Annotated in this window: 14 protein-coding genes and 1 tRNA gene; 5 read left to right on the top strand and 10 right to left on the bottom strand. The window is 38.7% G+C overall.

The genetic code is table 11. The features are described from left to right. Positions 1–146: 146 nt before the first annotated feature. From CYAN7822_RS10170 to CYAN7822_RS10125, 10 genes are all read right to left on the bottom strand, one after another. Positions 147–809, bottom strand: a complete 663-nt coding sequence (locus tag CYAN7822_RS10170) for a DUF2290 domain-containing protein (protein WP_013322172.1) — start codon at positions 807–809, stop codon at positions 147–149. A 6-nt stretch (positions 810–815) separates the two neighbouring features. Further along, entirely contained in the window at positions 816–2939 is a 2124-nt protein-coding gene (locus tag CYAN7822_RS10165) for a DEAD/DEAH box helicase (protein ID WP_013322171.1), read from the bottom strand. A gap of 106 nt (positions 2940–3045) precedes the next feature. After that, positions 3046–3621: a Uma2 family endonuclease gene (locus tag CYAN7822_RS10160; protein ID WP_041933634.1), complete on the bottom strand. Its 576-nt coding sequence runs from the start codon at positions 3619–3621 to the stop codon at positions 3046–3048. Positions 3622–3725: 104 nt separating this feature from the next. After that, positions 3726–4328 (bottom strand): Uma2 family endonuclease, encoded by a 603-nt coding sequence (locus CYAN7822_RS10155; RefSeq protein WP_049802689.1) that lies wholly within the window; start codon positions 4326–4328, stop codon positions 3726–3728. Between the two features lie 75 nt (positions 4329–4403). Beyond that, positions 4404–5105 carry a class I SAM-dependent methyltransferase gene (locus tag CYAN7822_RS10150; RefSeq protein ID WP_041933197.1) on the bottom strand — a complete coding sequence of 234 codons (702 nt, stop codon included), beginning with the start codon at positions 5103–5105 and terminating at the stop codon, positions 4404–4406. Positions 5106–5145: 40 nt separating this feature from the next. Beyond that, the gene (locus CYAN7822_RS10145; protein ID WP_013322167.1) at positions 5146–7344 is read right to left on the bottom strand and encodes a ComEC/Rec2 family competence protein; all 2199 of its coding nucleotides are present in this window, start codon (positions 7342–7344) and stop codon (positions 5146–5148) included. Positions 7345–7456: 112 nt separating this feature from the next. Beyond that, entirely contained in the window at positions 7457–7942 is a 486-nt protein-coding gene (locus tag CYAN7822_RS10140; RefSeq protein ID WP_013322166.1) for a DUF4079 domain-containing protein, read from the bottom strand. A gap of 393 nt (positions 7943–8335) precedes the next feature. After that, positions 8336–8836, bottom strand: a complete 501-nt coding sequence (locus CYAN7822_RS10135; protein ID WP_013322165.1) for an SH3 domain-containing protein — start codon at positions 8834–8836, stop codon at positions 8336–8338. A gap of 41 nt (positions 8837–8877) precedes the next feature. Further along, a complete protein-coding gene (locus CYAN7822_RS10130; protein WP_013322164.1) occupies positions 8878–10392 on the bottom strand; it encodes an AAA family ATPase in 1515 nt (504 codons plus the stop codon). A 145-nt stretch (positions 10393–10537) separates the two neighbouring features. After that, positions 10538–11041 (bottom strand): YceD family protein, encoded by a 504-nt coding sequence (locus CYAN7822_RS10125; protein ID WP_013322163.1) that lies wholly within the window; start codon positions 11039–11041, stop codon positions 10538–10540. A 190-nt stretch (positions 11042–11231) separates the two neighbouring features. On the opposite strand from CYAN7822_RS10125, the gene bchM reads away from it, so the two are divergent. The 5 genes from bchM (at position 11232) to CYAN7822_RS10100 (ending at position 15220) form a co-directional block, all read left to right on the top strand. After that, positions 11232–11918, top strand: coding sequence for a magnesium protoporphyrin IX methyltransferase (bchM, locus tag CYAN7822_RS10120; RefSeq protein WP_013322162.1), 687 nt, complete (start codon positions 11232–11234; stop codon positions 11916–11918). A gap of 233 nt (positions 11919–12151) precedes the next feature. Next, positions 12152–12928, top strand: a complete 777-nt coding sequence (gene panB, locus CYAN7822_RS10115) for a 3-methyl-2-oxobutanoate hydroxymethyltransferase (RefSeq protein ID WP_013322161.1) — start codon at positions 12152–12154, stop codon at positions 12926–12928. Positions 12929–13059: 131 nt separating this feature from the next. Continuing rightward, on the top strand, positions 13060–14160 hold the full coding sequence (locus CYAN7822_RS10110) for an acyl-CoA dehydrogenase family protein (RefSeq protein ID WP_013322160.1): 1101 nt from the start codon (positions 13060–13062) through the stop codon (positions 14158–14160). 38 nt (positions 14161–14198) lie between these two features. Further along, a tRNA-Gly gene (locus CYAN7822_RS10105) sits at positions 14199–14270 on the top strand. Between the two features lie 443 nt (positions 14271–14713). Next, positions 14714–15220 carry a hypothetical protein gene (locus CYAN7822_RS10100; protein WP_013322159.1) on the top strand — a complete coding sequence of 169 codons (507 nt, stop codon included), beginning with the start codon at positions 14714–14716 and terminating at the stop codon, positions 15218–15220. Positions 15221–15335: the final 115 nt, after the last annotated feature.

Genomic DNA, 15335 nt, shown 5'->3' with positions numbered 1-15335 from the left:
TACACGAACAAAGCCCGCCTGCGCGGGCTAAAATATTCTGTAGGGTGGGCAAAGCTTGCCCTGAGCGGTAGCGAAGGGTTGGCGATAACTTTCGGTAAAGGTTTTAACTTAAAATCCAACTTTGCCCACCATCAATTATTATTAGTCTAGAAAATTGCTATATGTAAAATTTCCTTTTCTAATTGAGTAATAGTTTCGTCAAATAAAACCTTGTTTAAGTTTAATTCTTGAGAATATTTTTGATAAGCTGTATTATAAAAACTACTGAGAATAAAAGATATAAATACATTGGGGGTTAGAGGAGAGCATACAGGAATACGACAATTTTTAAATTGCCCTAAAGTTAAATGACAGTGGGGATGTTCAAGTTCTTTAAAATTTTTTGGGTCATAATCAAATCTAATTGGAACAACCATAATATTTTTATCTAAAATATCAGCATAAATTTCATCTTCTATATAAATTTCAGGTTCATTCTGAAATGATTCCAAATAAGGAGAAGGAAAAAAAGCGAGTCTATGAGCAATTAAAGTTGAACCTTGATAAGTATAAAGAAGTTGTATTAAGGCTCCATCAATCATTTTTATATTATAGTTTTTATTTTTATGTAGTTCATCATAAATTTCTTCATACTTAAGATTTTTTAAAGCGATAGATAAATCACTCATACCGGCGTAGGCAATTTGATAAATGTTATTACCCAAGGTTTGACAACTCGGAAAATTTTGTTGAACGGATAAATCTACTGAGATTAACTTGCTGGTAACTTCATTAACTTCTTTTAAAATATTTTGATGATTAATTTTCATTTAGGATTATTGTTCTGAATCTACAGGATTTTGCCATTTTTCTATTATTTTACGTCTTTCTTCTTCAGGCAAATCAGCCATAATTTTATCAATATATTCTACAGTTTGTTTTTGTTTAGTAATTTTTTTACGTTCTTCTTGACTTATATCTCTATTAATTAAATTCATTTGTTGACGCTGCTCTTGTGTAGGATAAGTAAATTCAAGAGCAAAATTATGATGTTTAATTTGATTAAATTCTTGCTCTAGCCTTTTCATTCCTTCACCATAACCTATTACTCTTAGCCAGGCTTTACTTCTTGTCATAGCAGTAAATAAAATATTTCTTTTTTTAGCAAGTTCTGTTCCTGAATAACATTCTTGAGCATTGATTACATAAACCATAGCTGCTTCATTACCTTTCGCTCTATATATACTTGTGAAGACAATAGCATCATCCTTAAAAAATTCATCCTGCGATGTAGTTACACCGGCTAAGTTAGAATTAATTTCTTCTTTAAAAAGTAAATCTCTAGCTTTTCCTACAGCAGATTTAGTAGTCTTAGGTTCAGTGTGAATTACCATGATATCATCATATCTAAGCTCATCTTCTTGAAGATTTATTTTTATTTGTTGTAATAACCATTCAATTTGCTCTTGATTATTATTAAAAGTTTTAAATATTATTAAATCATCTATTGGTGAATGATCTTCCAGAAATTTTGGGCTAGTTTTTGGTGTTCTACTCAATTTGACAAACTTTCCATCCTCTAGTCTTCCATCTTTTACTTCATAACCAATATCTTCCCATAATCCTGCATATTCAAACATTTGGATTAAACCACCAGTTCTATATATTCCAAAACCTAAAGCATGAGCAGAGGTTAAAATTGGTCTGGAATTCCTATAGCAGGTATTAAGAACAACATCTTGTTTAGGTTCTCCTGGTGAGTTTTTGAGAGTTACTATTGGCTTATTTTCTTCATCGTTGCCAAAAAGGGATTCTGGAGATTCCATTATTTTTTTATTAAGACTTTGTAACTCATCATAAGCATAAACTAAACGTTTTGGTTTTTTTAAAATATGGTAACAAATTCTTAAAAAATATTTAGAAAAATCTTGAGCTTCATCAACTAAAATTACATCATAGTATTGTAAAAAACGCTCTCTTAGTTGAGTTAAAGCCTTTTTACAAACAGCATCAAATTCTTGACCTTCATAAGGCGTTAATTTTTTAGCTGCCTCAAAATCGAAATATTCTATGTTATGTATTTTACAAAATTCATAGTAAATTCCGTCCATTTTTGGACTTCCCCAAGCATGAATAATTTTTATCTTTTCCCAATCAGGCTCTTCATTAGTATGTTCATAGGTAAATTTAGTAATTAAATTGATAAACTGACCTTTTAAAGAACGGGTATTAAAGGTTACAGCAATCTGCCAATCTGGATGAGTAGCATGAAGATAGGCAACTTTTAGTGCTAAAACTATAGTTTTACCTGAACCAGCAAGTCCTCTAATTCTTTGTACCCCTTCAACGGTTTCTAAAACGGCGGCATTTTGAGTTTCATCTAAGTTAGCTATAGACTCTTCTAGATGTTTTAATTTTGTTCCTCTAGAATCAGGTTTAGTTGTGGTTCTTGGATTTTTCTTTCTAATGGTTGTTATCGCCTGAATCACTGAATTGACTTTTTCAAAATAATCCTCTCCCTGTTTCCAATCACACTTATTAATAAAATTTTCCAAATCTTCATTACTAATTAAAATAGGATACTCATCTGGTGAAATATGATTTGGATAATTTCTGACGGCAGGAGCATAAGTAACTACAGCTATCTCTACCATTAATTTTCGTTTGTTTAAAAGTTCTTTATATTGTAAAAATTTTGATTCTAGTTTAGTTATACTTTCATCCTGAATTTCTTCAACATTTTTATTTATCTTTGTCCCTTCTTCTATCTGAAAAACAATAACTCCATGTTGTTTAGAAATCAAAAGAGCATCGATTTTATAGCCACCTTGAGCCGTTCCTATAATAGGATATCCCAGATACAACGTGCCTTCAATATCAGTACGCTTTTCAAAATAATCAGCTAAATTTTGTGATGAAACTGGTTTGTCTGTAGTCGTACCGCGAATAACGTTAACCATAACTTTTTTATTAATCAAGAATTTTTAGTATATCAATACTAACATCTGAAAGATCAGATTAAAATTAAAATCAACATTTTCCTAAAATGTAAAACACTCACCCACCTTAAAGAATCCTATCTAAATCCAACACAAACCCCGGCAAAACATCCTCACCCGACAAACTCGAGGGAGACTCTAAAACCTCCACCTCCTCTCCTAAGCGATAAACTTCCACTCGGCGAAGGATCGGATCGATAAGCCATCCCAAGCGTACCCCATTACTCATATATTCTCGCATTTTTGCCTGTAAACTATCCAACTCATCGGTAGGAGAACGCAACTCGATAACAAAATCAGGCGCTAAGGGAGGGAATTTTTGACGCTGTTCGGGGGTTAAAGACTCCCATCGTTCTAGTATAATCCAAGCCGCATCCGGAGAACGTTTAGCACCGCTAGGCAACTTGAAACAAGTAGAAGAATCAAAAGAAACGCCGCTATTATCTTCATCAGTCCAGTTCCCTAAACGTTGGGTAATTCTCCGATTCCGAATTCCCGTTTCTCCTCCTGTCGGTGACACAATAATTAGTTTTCCGTCCTCTGTGCATTCAAATTTTAGGTCTGGGTTAGTGCGGCATAGATTGTAGAAAGCTTCATCCGTTAGCTGACCTACTGATGATAAGTTTAAGGTTAAAACGGTCACAACTTTCACCCATACACCTTATTGTCCCCATTTTTGCATAAATGTGAGATTTAGTCAATCAGAGCTTAAAAAATTAGAATACAAGAGTCAGAAATGAGGAGAATTTATTGACTGATCATAGGGGCTAAAAGATCTCGAACAACAAACTTTAACTCAGGAAATTCTAAAGGCGAAACTTCCTCATTTTCTGAAAGAATAACCTGACTAGAATAACCCTCTTGTCCCGGTTCTCGAAAGAGATACAACTGACGGTTATTCACATCCAACACCCAATAATCTTTAATCCCTGCACTAGCATACTCCTTCGCCTTTAACTGACAATCTCTCTTAAGAGTTTTATCTGCCACTTCAATGAGTAATAAAATATCATCAGGATAAGGATGATGTTCAATATAATCCATCGGATCAGGATAAACCACCGCTATATCGGGTTCTGGTTCAGAATAATCATTCAAATGAACAGGCGCTTGTATTCGCAATAATACCCTAGTCCCCAAACCCTGCCGCAACATTCGTTCAGTTCGGGTAATAGTTGTATAGTGAGGTGTACCCTGTGGACTCATCTTTTGATAAATTTCCCCTGCAATTAATTCTACCCGTTCATCTGGCCCTAGAATTCCCACCTCAGCCATGTGATAATATTCCTCAACCGTCCATAAACGGACAGAAGTATCTACTTCAATAGATTCACTTGATACAACTGACATAGCCATCATTAAATAGCCTACTTTTTAAATGATAACAAGCCGAACTTGAACGGCAAGCAAAGCATTAAATAAAGCCTAAGAATTTTTAATCAAGGCAAATGCTTTGTGAACATCGTGTTTGCCATCATAAATTAATTTTACTTGATTAAAACCTATCTCTTGCGCCCAATGTCGGAGAGTAGATTCTGATTCAGGATAATCGCTGGTGGAAATGTGCCCAACAATTTTACTAATTGACTGAGATGGGATTTGTTGCCATTGAGTTTGTATATGTCCGCAGTATCTGGCTAAATATTCTGGTAGAGTTTCCTGATTTCTACAAAAAACATCAATTAGTAATAGTGTTCCTTTTGAATTAAGACAATTCCAGCACTGCTGTAAAAATACTTGCTTTTGTTTTGAGCTTAAATGGTGCAAGGCAAAAGAAATGAGGATTAAATCAAAGCTTGAATTACAAGACTCTAAAAAATCAGACATCTCCTGTTGCTTTAGCTCGACAATACAATTAATATTCTTTAGATTTTTAGGTGCTAAGTTTAATCCACCTAAAGAAAGATCGACTCCGGTGTAATTACTAATGGCTGTTGCTAAAAGAGCTTTAGCAGAATATCTAGCATCCCCACAACCTAGTTCCAAAAAAGAAAAGGGTTCCCGGTAATTTTTGACGATATACTGATGAACTATTTCATAAATGTCCTGATGCTCCATGTAGTTTAATGCGGTGACTTGTTCGTAGATTGACCAGGCATCCCTAAAATATTCTTTATTATTTGTTATTTTCTCACAAATCCATCTGTATAAGCAAACCTACTTTGAATTAAATATCTTGATCCTCTGTAATTATACTTGTCTTAAACCCACCTTTAGGAGTCCATTGAATAGCCCCATCTTTCCCCGTCCAATATAACTTAATCCCCTGATATTGAAATAGCCGCCGAGTTTTTGCCTCTACAAACCGAGAAACCGCGATCCCTATTTTCGGTTTTACCCTCTCTATCCACTCAGCATTTAACCGTTTACCCGACCACAATAAAACATCAACTGACTCCCTAAACCTATCATCAGGCGGCTGTGACCCTTGCGTCAACCATAACCACTTGTGATCAGCAACTCCCAACTGCACAATCATAGGCTTAACATTTATTACCTCAATTTCCACCTTTCCTACAGAAATCTTATTATCTTTTAATAACTGCTCTCGATTTAAAACTTGTTTTACCCCTAAATAAGACTCTAGAGTGGATTTTTGCTCATCAAAAACTATAACTGAATCAATTTGATTCACTCCCTGAACCGTTAAAAAAGGCACAAGACTATATTTTTCTGCCGCTTCATCCCCACCATTAATAACCATAACCCTACCCCTATCTTGAATGACAATCGATAAATGAGGTTGAGTCTCCAAAACTGTAATCTGAACCAAAGTTAAACGACTAATAACAATAGGAACTACCACCACAGTCAACAAAAATAAACTAATTACCTTCCCATGCTTTTGACACCATCGATTTAACCAAATTGCCAACAAACCGACATAAATCAACACCATCACCCCTACTGAAAGCTTACCCACTGCATAGGAACTCGCCGGTAAATTGACAAAAAATTTGGCAATAGCAATCAGCAATAAAGTAGGATAGTAAAGTAGCCAAGCAATGGCACTTCCCCCCAAAGGAAAAAGTAACGCTACCGCCGCGCTTAACATCCCGCCCAAACTAATCACCGTTACCAAAGGGGCAGTGATAATATTACAGAGAATACTATAAGTTGCCACAACACTAAAAGACTGCATTAATAGCGGCAACGTCCAAACAGATACCCCGATAGGAATAGCAATCATCGGGCTTATTGTCGGCGGTAAAAAGTCTAATTTTTGTTCTAAAGGCGGTACAGTAACTATTAAGCTAAAGGTAGCCAAAAAACTCAACTGAAATCCTAAATCCCAAATCCATAACGGATTAAATAAGAGTAATAAAACTGCCACTAATAGCCAAGAACCCAAACGGTTAACTTTTCTGTCTAATACCAGTCCAATTAATCCTCCAATTCCCATTAAAGCCGCACGACTGACCGAAGGTTGTATGCCGGTTAAGCCTACATAAAAAATTAAAACCCCAACGCCGATCCATAACTGTTTGTCTGGGGATAAGTTACGGGTAAAAAAGATAACAACCCCTAACAATAAAACGACTTGAAACCCAGAAGCGGCTAAAATATGAGCCAATCCAGCCTTATTAAAAAGACTGCGGATGTCTTCAGGTAAATCCACCGCTTGTCTTCCTATAGATATCGAACTAATTAACGGTCCTACAGGCGTTCCTAACCAACGACTTTGAGAACGAACGATTCGTTTTCTCAATAGCCAAAATCCCCAAGGCGGTTGTCCCTCTTCGATGATTTGTTGTCCTTTTAAACCGGAAAATGCTCCCTCACGCGCTAAATAAGATTTAAAATTAAAACTACCAGGAGTAGCGCGAGAACTCGGTTTATATAATATTCCTTCAATGGTTAAAGATTGACCTGGATAATATTTTTTATCTGGGTAAAAAGGCACAGTCACATATAATTTTCCTGTTACTTCTTTAGTCTCTTCTTTACTTTGTTGGGGAGTTATCTTTTGGGTGATGCTATTAACCTGTAACCAAAAAGATTGCCGAAGACTAGCATTAAGGCGGCTTTCTGTTAAAACTTTCCCCGCAACAATAACGGTTTGACTTGGAGATTTTTTAAGCAACTGGGAGATATCATTTTGGCTGGGATAGGGAACCCGCAACTGAAAATAAACTACGGCACTTAGTGCAACCATCGCTGCGCCTAACCAAAACTTTCCTCTTGGTGCAGTTGGCCAACGTTTAGGGATAATAACGGCTAAAAAAAGACTTAAACTACTGATTCCTGTTACAATTACTATCCACTGTAACCCACTCCTATGAGAATCCGGAAATCCCAACACCCCCGTAAACAATAATCCCACTAAATAAGATAAACAGATTATTGTCCAGTGAGTGCCATTCATTCAATTATTTTTCCTCGACATAATTAAATATCCCCCCTCATAGAAGGGGGGTTAAGGGGGATCTCAAGGGGAGACTAAAGGAGATCCATTAAAAATTTTATATTACCATTATTTAGATCGAAAGTCCCAGTTTTAAGCCAAATATCCCATGAGCAAGCAAAATTAGCGCGATGATAATCCCTAAATAGGCGTGAACACTACGCAGAGTTGCTTTCTGTTCGCTGGCAAAACCAAAGGCAGCAATGCCACCATTGAGGGCTAATAAAAATAGTACCGCCGCCGCCGTCCAAAAGTGGGGACTTTCTGTAATGGGTTGCTGCTGCATGACTAAAGAGAGGATGCCGCCAATGGAACCTAAGCCTAAAAATATGAATACCCAAGGCATCAGTTGACTGTGCATTCCCAGGTTTTTAGCCCGGACTTCGGGTTCAGTAGCGACTCTGCCGCGCCATCCTGCATAGACAGCATAGCCACCCATCGCTAAGATGACGATAGACATCATCACGGGATGTCCCCAGTGGGTGATCGGTTCAGGGATGTTTAAGCTGCGAAACCAGGCGGCGATCGGTTCTAGTTGTTGACTTAGATTTTCTTCCATAGCTTTATCTTTTTTTAATATTTCTTCAATAATTGTAGTCGAACTTTGGGCGCGTTATTTATCGATCCTGTTAAAATTTTTTACACATTTCGGAATTTTGTATATATAATTACAGACATAAAAAACAATCCCGATTTGGGAGATGCAAAAATTAACTTATCCAATGTAATAATTGAACAACAATAGGACGAGGTTAAGAGTATGACCAAAATTCTATCGTCATTCCCAAGCAACTTGAACTCTCCCAACGACAGCATATTCTTAAAATCGATTAAATACCTAGGCACTTAAAATTTGAGACGTTGCCGCCAACGTCTCTTGCATTGATTTGAGGTTTGAAAAATGTCCTAACCCTTTGTAAGGATGGCTAGTAGAAAAATTTCTCACCTAGATTTATTCTATCTTCTGTATATTACCCGCTTTAATCCAACCTTCTTGAGTCCCACCCACTATACGGATTTTTTGCCATTGTCCATCGGGAGTAGTTTCAAGAACAATAATTTTATCGTTATACATTACCCCACCAATGCGACTAGCATCAGCACCGGCTTGATCGCGTATACTTAACCCTTCAGGCCAAGTTACGGTCGCTTTATAAGCGCCTTGGGGTAATTTTTCCTCTTGTTCTTGAGGAGAAGGTTCAGGTTTTGACTCTTCTTTTGCCGGTTCTGATGCCACTTTGGTTTCTGTTTTAACAGGAGAAACTTTAGCTACAGGTTCTTTTTTAGGATTTTTATCTTTTTCTTGTTTCTCTGCATCAAAAAGCGGTTTTGGAGGTGGGGCAACCATTTGGGAAAAGAAGACAAATCCTAATGCGGCTGTTCCTCCAGCTAAGAGACAAACGCCTAACAAAAAACCGAGAATAAATTGTAATAAACCTGATAAACGACCCATAGTTCCTTAAAAATTCCTAATCAAAAATTTAAATTAATAGGTTAGTTGAATTGGCGTTGAATACGATTATTTAAACGACTATCCCGAGAAGCTAAACGCGCTTTACCGGCTGCTGCCCAATTTTGTAAGAACTCTATTTGTTCTTGGGCGGTGCGGGCTAAAGGAACAATTTGACTCGCCGCTTCTAATATATCATCAGTGGTAAAGTCTCGATTTTGACTAAAACCGATGTGCATTGCTTCGACGATGGTTTGTTCAATTTCGGCACCCGAGAAATCAGGCGTTTCATAAGCTAATCGATTAATATCATACTGTTTGAGATTGTGAGGGCGCAGTCGGGATAAATGGACGCTAAAAATAGCCACTCGTTCCTCTTGCGTGGGCAACCCGACAAAAAATATCTCATCAAATCGTCCTTTTCGCAACATTTCTGGGGGCAAAGCCGCTATATTATTGGCCGTAGCCACCACAAAAACCGGTGATTTTTTCTCGGCTAACCAGTTAATAAAAGTCCCAAATACCCGTGAAGTGGTTCCCCCGTCTCCTTTTCCATCTACTCCGGCAAAAGCTTTATCAATTTCATCTATCCAGAGGACACAGGGCGCTAGTGCTTCTGCTAAATTAATCATTTGACGAGTACGAGACTCCGACTCTCCCACTAACCCCCCAAATAAGCGCCCCACATCTAAGCGTAAGAGGGGTAAATGCCAATGATGAGAGATGGCTTTAGCGGTTAAAGATTTACCGGTTCCCTGAATTCCCACTAATAATAAGCCTCTGGGATGGGGTAACCCATAAGCCCTCGCCCTGTCACTAAATGCGCCACCTCGCCTCAGTAACCAGTCTTTGAGGTTATCTAAGCCGCCAATATCCGATATTTGTTCTGTGGCGGGATAAAAGTCTAATATTTGGGTTTGACGGATAGATTGACGTTTTTCCTCGAGAATCAATTCTACATCTTCTGATTCTATTTTCCCGTGACTGGCGATACAACGGGTTAAAACGCGGCGTATTCGTTCTAAGGATAAGCCTTGGGCCGAACGTACTAATTCATCTAAGAGTTTATCCCCTAATGATTGTCCGGTGGCGGCTAAAATTCGCCCGATTTCTCCTTTAATTTCTGTGCCTGTGGGCAAGGGAAATTCAACCACTGTCAAAACTTCGCTCAATTCTGAGGGGATTTCGACGCTTGGGGAAATAATCACTAAATTTTTCGGTTGAGACTTTAGCACTCTTGCCAGATTACGCAATTTCCGAGAAATAGAAATATCTTCTAAAAAGCGGTGAAAGTCTCTTAAAATAAAAATTCCTCCGCTTTGAGGAGGCAATTGTTCCACATATTCTAAAGCTTGTAAGGGGTTACGTCTGCCAAACCCTTCATTATTAGGATTATCTTGATAACCCTCGACAAAATCCCAAATATATACATTACGATTGCCAACGCTTTTGGCACAAGCAGTTATGGCGGCTTCTAATCGTTCTTCTTCTGGGGTAGGGATGTATATTAAAGGGTAACAGGCTCTCAGGAGTAATTCAAACTCTTGGTAAAAGCTCATTTTTCAGTTATCAGTTTTTAGTTAACAGTTAACACTCAACAGTTAACCGTTGCTAGTTAACCGTTGATAGTTTTAAAACTTATTAACTTATAACTATAACTGATCGCTGTTAGCTGTTGCCCGTTGCCTGTTGCCTGTTGCCTCTTTATTGAGAAAGTTGGTTTTTTAAGATGGCTAAAGCCGCCCAACGACTATCAGAGTTAGATTCAGCTTCTGAGTCAGGGGTTAATGGTTTTTGACAATTTTTACCACATAAGTGTCTTAAAGGCAAATTAAGAGATAATTGTTCATACAACCAAGTTTGCGGCTCAAAATGTCCATCCGCCGAAAGGGTTTCTGATAAGTCATCCCAAGAAACTTCTCTCTCTTGGGGGTAGCTTTCAGGGATAAAATCATTTTTGTCTAACCAGATCAGTTCAGAAGTGTCTAGGGCTAGACGATGATTATACTGTTGTAAACAGCGATCACAAGTCAAAGTAATAATTGTCTCTGCGGTTACAGAAACTTCTAAAAAATTCCCTCCATGTTTCACTATCATTCGTCCTCGTATGGGGGTTAGGCTATCAAACCCAGAAATAAACTCATCAATGGTTATGGAGAGCGTTCTTTCTCTTGCTCTCAGGAGTTGAGGAATATAGATGGCTTCCATGTTCTTACAGCGTCAATTAGTGGCGATTACTGCCTAGGATAATTATAGACGTAACTTTAGCTGATCGTGCTGAGGATTTTTTAGCCAGAACCTTAAAAGATTTTTATTTAAGATAACTTGTCTTCTTTAAGGATAACGGGCTTATGGTACAGTAATTAATCGTCCTCGCATATTATTACCATTACCTTTTATGACTAACGCAGTAAACGACAAAGCCGTAGTAAAAGAGTATTTTAATGCCACTGGGTTTGATCGCTGGCGCAGAATATACGGCGATGGCGAAGTAAATAAAGTTCAACGCGATATCCGCATAGGACATCAAAAAACCATCGATACGGTAATTGACTGGTTAAAAACCGACGGAAATTTAGCCGAATTATCGATCTGTGATGCGGGATGCGGGGTAGGTAGTCTCAGCATTCCCCTAGCGCAAGCCGGGGCAAAAGTTTGGGCGAGTGATATCTCTGAAAAAATGGTAGGAGAAGCCAAAGAAAAGGCCAAAGAAGCGTTAGGAGAGATAGATAATCCTACCTTTAGTGTACAGGATTTAGAAAGTTTAGGCGGTCAGTATCACACAGTGATTTGTTTAGATGTGTTAATTCACTATCCGACTGAAGATGCCGAGAAAATGATCTCTCATTTAGCCGCTTTGGCCCAACAACGCTTAATTCTCAGTTTTGCCCCTAAAACTTTATGTTTAACTGTTCTCAAGAAAATCGGCGAATTTTTCCCTGGACCCAGTAAAACAACTCGTGCCTATCAACATCGGGAAGCGGATATTATCAAAATTTTAGAAAATAACGGCTTTAAAATTCAACGCACTAGCATGACTAGCACTCGCTTCTATTATTCTCGGATCTTAGAAGCCGTGCGGTAACTCCGTCATCAGTTCGATATCAGTTTAGAGATCAGGTGTTAGCTTGTAGTTAATAGTCTAGTCAATAGTCATTAGTTAATAGTCAATAGTCATTAGTTCTTAGAAAGGAGGCAATGGTGAATAATCAATACTCGGGCCTAAAAGATGCAATAGCTACAGTAAATAATAGAAAATCACAACTAATGACTACTGACTAATAACTAATAACTAATAACTAATAACTAAATAAATCAATGGCAGTCACAACCGGACAAATTATTAAATGGAAACAACAACAACGCCCCATCGTCACCTTAACAGCGTGGGATTATGCGATCGCTCGAATTCTCGATGAGGTAGGAGTAGATATTATCTTAGTCGGTGATTCTTTAGCAATGGTTGCCCTAGGCCATGAGACGACTTTACCCATTAGCCTTGATGAAATGATACATCATGCCGCAGCAGTGCGTCGTGGAGTCAAACACGCTTTAGTAGTATGTGATCTACCCTTTTTAAGCTATCAAGAAAGCATCTCTCAAGCCATTCATTCAGCCGGACGAGTCTTAAAAGAAACCGGGGCCAATGCAGTTAAATTAGAAGGGGGTCATCCGGCCATGGCTGAAACCGTAGCCCGACTAACCACCATAGGAATACCTGTGATGGGCCATGTGGGGTTAACCCCTCAGTCAGTACATCAACTCGGTTACAAAAAGCAAGGAAAAACCGATAATGAAGCCGCTAGAATTCTCGATGAAGCTTATGCCCTCTATCAAGCGGGGGCCTTTGCCGTAGTATTAGAACATATTCCGGCGGACTTAGCCGCACTAATTACCAACAAATTACCCATTCCTACCATAGGTATTGGGGCCGGACCGGACTGTGATGGACAGGTATTAGTGACAGCAGACTTGTTAGGATTAACCGATAAACAGCCGCCCTTTGTGAAAGTGTATGCTAACTTACGAGAAGTCATAACCCAAGCCGTACAAAACTATTCCCAAGAAGTGCGAGACAAGAAATTTCCTATTTAATTTCTGGACAATTTTATCAATAGAAATGAGTCGTTCACTCTTAAAAAATTGTAAGTTCAGTTTAGGTGGGCAGATTTTAGCCGGCAAAATAGAGTCATTGCTAGAATTCGATCAGATTAGGTCCTCAGCCCATGCAATTAGAAGCTAATTTACCGCTCAACTCAGAAGAACAATTATTACAAACAGCAATAACCTATTTTCAGGATATCATTGCTCCTCAAGCGAACCTACTGGATCAATCTCCCCAGGCCTTAAAAAAAGCACTTCAGGGAATGGGTGAACGCGGCTTACTGGCCTTAAGAGTCCCCCAAGAGTGGGGCGGCGCGGGGGTAAGTGAACTGACTTATCGTCACTTTCAAATGTTGATCAGCCGCTATTCGGGGGCTTTATCGTTCCTACAAATGCAACACCAAAGCGCCGGTTCTCAACTGGTAGCGAGTGAGCATGAGGCACTCAAGCAGGAATATTTGCCGCGTATGGGAAGCGGGGAAGTCTTATTAGGGATAGGGTTTTCTCACTTACGTCGCGCGGGTGAACCTGTGATGAAAGCAACTCCGGTTGAAGGGGGTTATATTTTATCGGGGATAGTTCCCTGGGTCACGGGGCTAGGTTTTTTTGATGATTGTATTATGGCGGCGACGTTGCCGGATGGTCAAGCTTTATATGGGGTGATTCCGCTACGAGAGATGGATCAACCCGGAGGCGGCCAAATTCGCTTTAGTGAGGCGATGGAGTTGATCGTGGTGGGTTCTACCAATACGGTAAGGAGTGAGTTAAAACAGTGGTTTTTAGCGGCTGATCGGGTGGTGTGCATTCAACCCGCTAATGCTATTCAGGAAAATGATGCCAAAAATGTCCTCCATCATGGTTTTTTTGCTCTTGGCTGCGCTCAAGCGGCACTTGATATCGTGGAGAGGGTTTATTATCAAAAGCAGTTACCTTTTATTGCTGAGGCGTTTAATAGACTTTCCGATGAGTTAGAAACCTGTCGTCACAAAATGTTAATTGCCACAGCTATTGAGGGGGCTTTTGATGACGAAGGTTTACCCTTAAGGGCGTGGGCCATTAATTTAGCCGGACGATGTGCTAGGGCGGCGGTGGCGGTTTCCAGTGGTGCGGCCAATGGGTTAGATCATCCAGCCGGGCGCGTATATCGAGAAGCCTTGTTATTTACGGTTGCCGGACAAACCACTGCCGTGATGGAGGCCACCCTAGAACAGTTGCTTTGTTGAAAGGATTAGGATATAATAGGAAATACTTAAATTTTGCTGCGGATGTAGTTCAGTGGTAGAACGTCACCTTCCCAAGGTGAATGTCGTGGGTTCGAGTCCCATCATCCGCTTGCCATACTGTACTGTACATTAAAGACTTATTTGTCCACTTGGCCAATTTTTAAAGACTTATTTGTCCAAAATTTAGGCTCTTTCGGCATCGTGGGGAAAAAAGTTAATTAAGATACAAAATGCTATCTGGTATGATAGTCAACAGAAGAGTTAAGAAATATAATTATTGTAGTATTCGCCCTCTTTAGGCAAAATATAGTAAAATAAAATTATAAAAGCTAAAATTTTGCGTTATTACTATTGTTATGTTGCTCATCATACCAGTTGGATGTGGCGACGTATTCTCGGGTTAAAGCCTGATTCTCAGGAGTGCCGGTTGGCTCAAAGTTACAACTGCCTGGGAAAATGATTGGGAAGTGGATAATAACTAATCCTTCTTCTTACCCCTTGAGGCTAAATTTATACTGGTTATATACTTTTATCGTTAAATCTAACGTAAGTCATGGATATTGTTACTATTAGTGGAATTTTTACCGCCATTACAACGGGTGCTAAATTTTTGAAGGAATCAACCCAAATCGCTGCTGAAATTTCTAAGAATGGAACTCAAATCGTCGATAATATAACCACTGCCTACGGTAAAATCAAGAGTTTTTTTATTCGAGATAAAAAGATAGATGAGAGTGCATTTGCTTTCTTAGAAAGTAATCCCAATAATGAAGTGGCTAAAAATGCTATTAAACAGACAATAGAAAGCGTTTTAGATGATGACACTGCAAGAAATAATGAACTAGCTGAGAACATCGCTCAGATATTAGAAGCTATCAACAATATCCCTCAAAATTCAGCCGAAGAATTACAGAGAACTGTGGGTCTTGATTTAAGAGAATCGAAGTCTGCTTTAGTAAAATATAAAGAGGTCGTGGCGGAGAAAGGGACAACTGCTATAGATGCTCGAAAAAGTGAAGGGGCTACCTTTGAGGGAGAGAGTTTAAGGACAAAAAAGTAATAGATACCCCTGCTACAACTGCTAATACTGGTATTGATAGTAGAGGGGCTATAAATCCTACTTTTATAATTGGTAATTTACCTGTTGGTAGTTCAGAACCATCAACAATTCCTTA

It is taken from the genome of Gloeothece verrucosa PCC 7822, from assembly GCF_000147335.1.
GTDB classification, from domain to species: Bacteria; Cyanobacteriota; Cyanobacteriia; order Cyanobacteriales; family Microcystaceae; genus Gloeothece; species Gloeothece verrucosa.
The sequence above is the reverse complement of the archived record's forward strand: the minus strand, read 5'-3'. Positions and strand labels throughout refer to the sequence as shown.

Excerpts from the sequence above, each read along its gene's own strand:
- CYAN7822_RS10110 (WP_013322160.1), top strand. The coding sequence starts at position 13,060 with ATGCAATTAGAAGCTAATTTACCGCTCAACTCAGAAGAACAATTATTA.
- CYAN7822_RS10130 (WP_013322164.1), bottom strand. The coding sequence starts at position 10,392 with ATGAGCTTTTACCAAGAGTTTGAATTACTCCTGAGAGCCTGTTACCCT.
- CYAN7822_RS10145 (WP_013322167.1), bottom strand. The coding sequence starts at position 7,344 with ATGAATGGCACTCACTGGACAATAATCTGTTTATCTTATTTAGTGGGA.
- CYAN7822_RS10100 (WP_013322159.1), top strand. The coding sequence starts at position 14,714 with ATGGATATTGTTACTATTAGTGGAATTTTTACCGCCATTACAACGGGT.
- CYAN7822_RS10140 (WP_013322166.1), bottom strand. The coding sequence starts at position 7,942 with ATGGAAGAAAATCTAAGTCAACAACTAGAACCGATCGCCGCCTGGTTT.
- CYAN7822_RS10165 (WP_013322171.1), bottom strand. The coding sequence starts at position 2,939 with ATGGTTAACGTTATTCGCGGTACGACTACAGACAAACCAGTTTCATCA.
- CYAN7822_RS10125 (WP_013322163.1), bottom strand. The coding sequence starts at position 11,041 with ATGGAAGCCATCTATATTCCTCAACTCCTGAGAGCAAGAGAAAGAACG.
- CYAN7822_RS10135 (WP_013322165.1), bottom strand. The coding sequence starts at position 8,836 with ATGGGTCGTTTATCAGGTTTATTACAATTTATTCTCGGTTTTTTGTTA.
- CYAN7822_RS10155 (WP_049802689.1), bottom strand. The coding sequence starts at position 4,328 with ATGTCAGTTGTATCAAGTGAATCTATTGAAGTAGATACTTCTGTCCGT.
- panB (WP_013322161.1), top strand. The coding sequence starts at position 12,152 with ATGGCAGTCACAACCGGACAAATTATTAAATGGAAACAACAACAACGC.
- bchM (WP_013322162.1), top strand. The coding sequence starts at position 11,232 with ATGACTAACGCAGTAAACGACAAAGCCGTAGTAAAAGAGTATTTTAAT.
- CYAN7822_RS10170 (WP_013322172.1), bottom strand. The coding sequence starts at position 809 with ATGAAAATTAATCATCAAAATATTTTAAAAGAAGTTAATGAAGTTACC.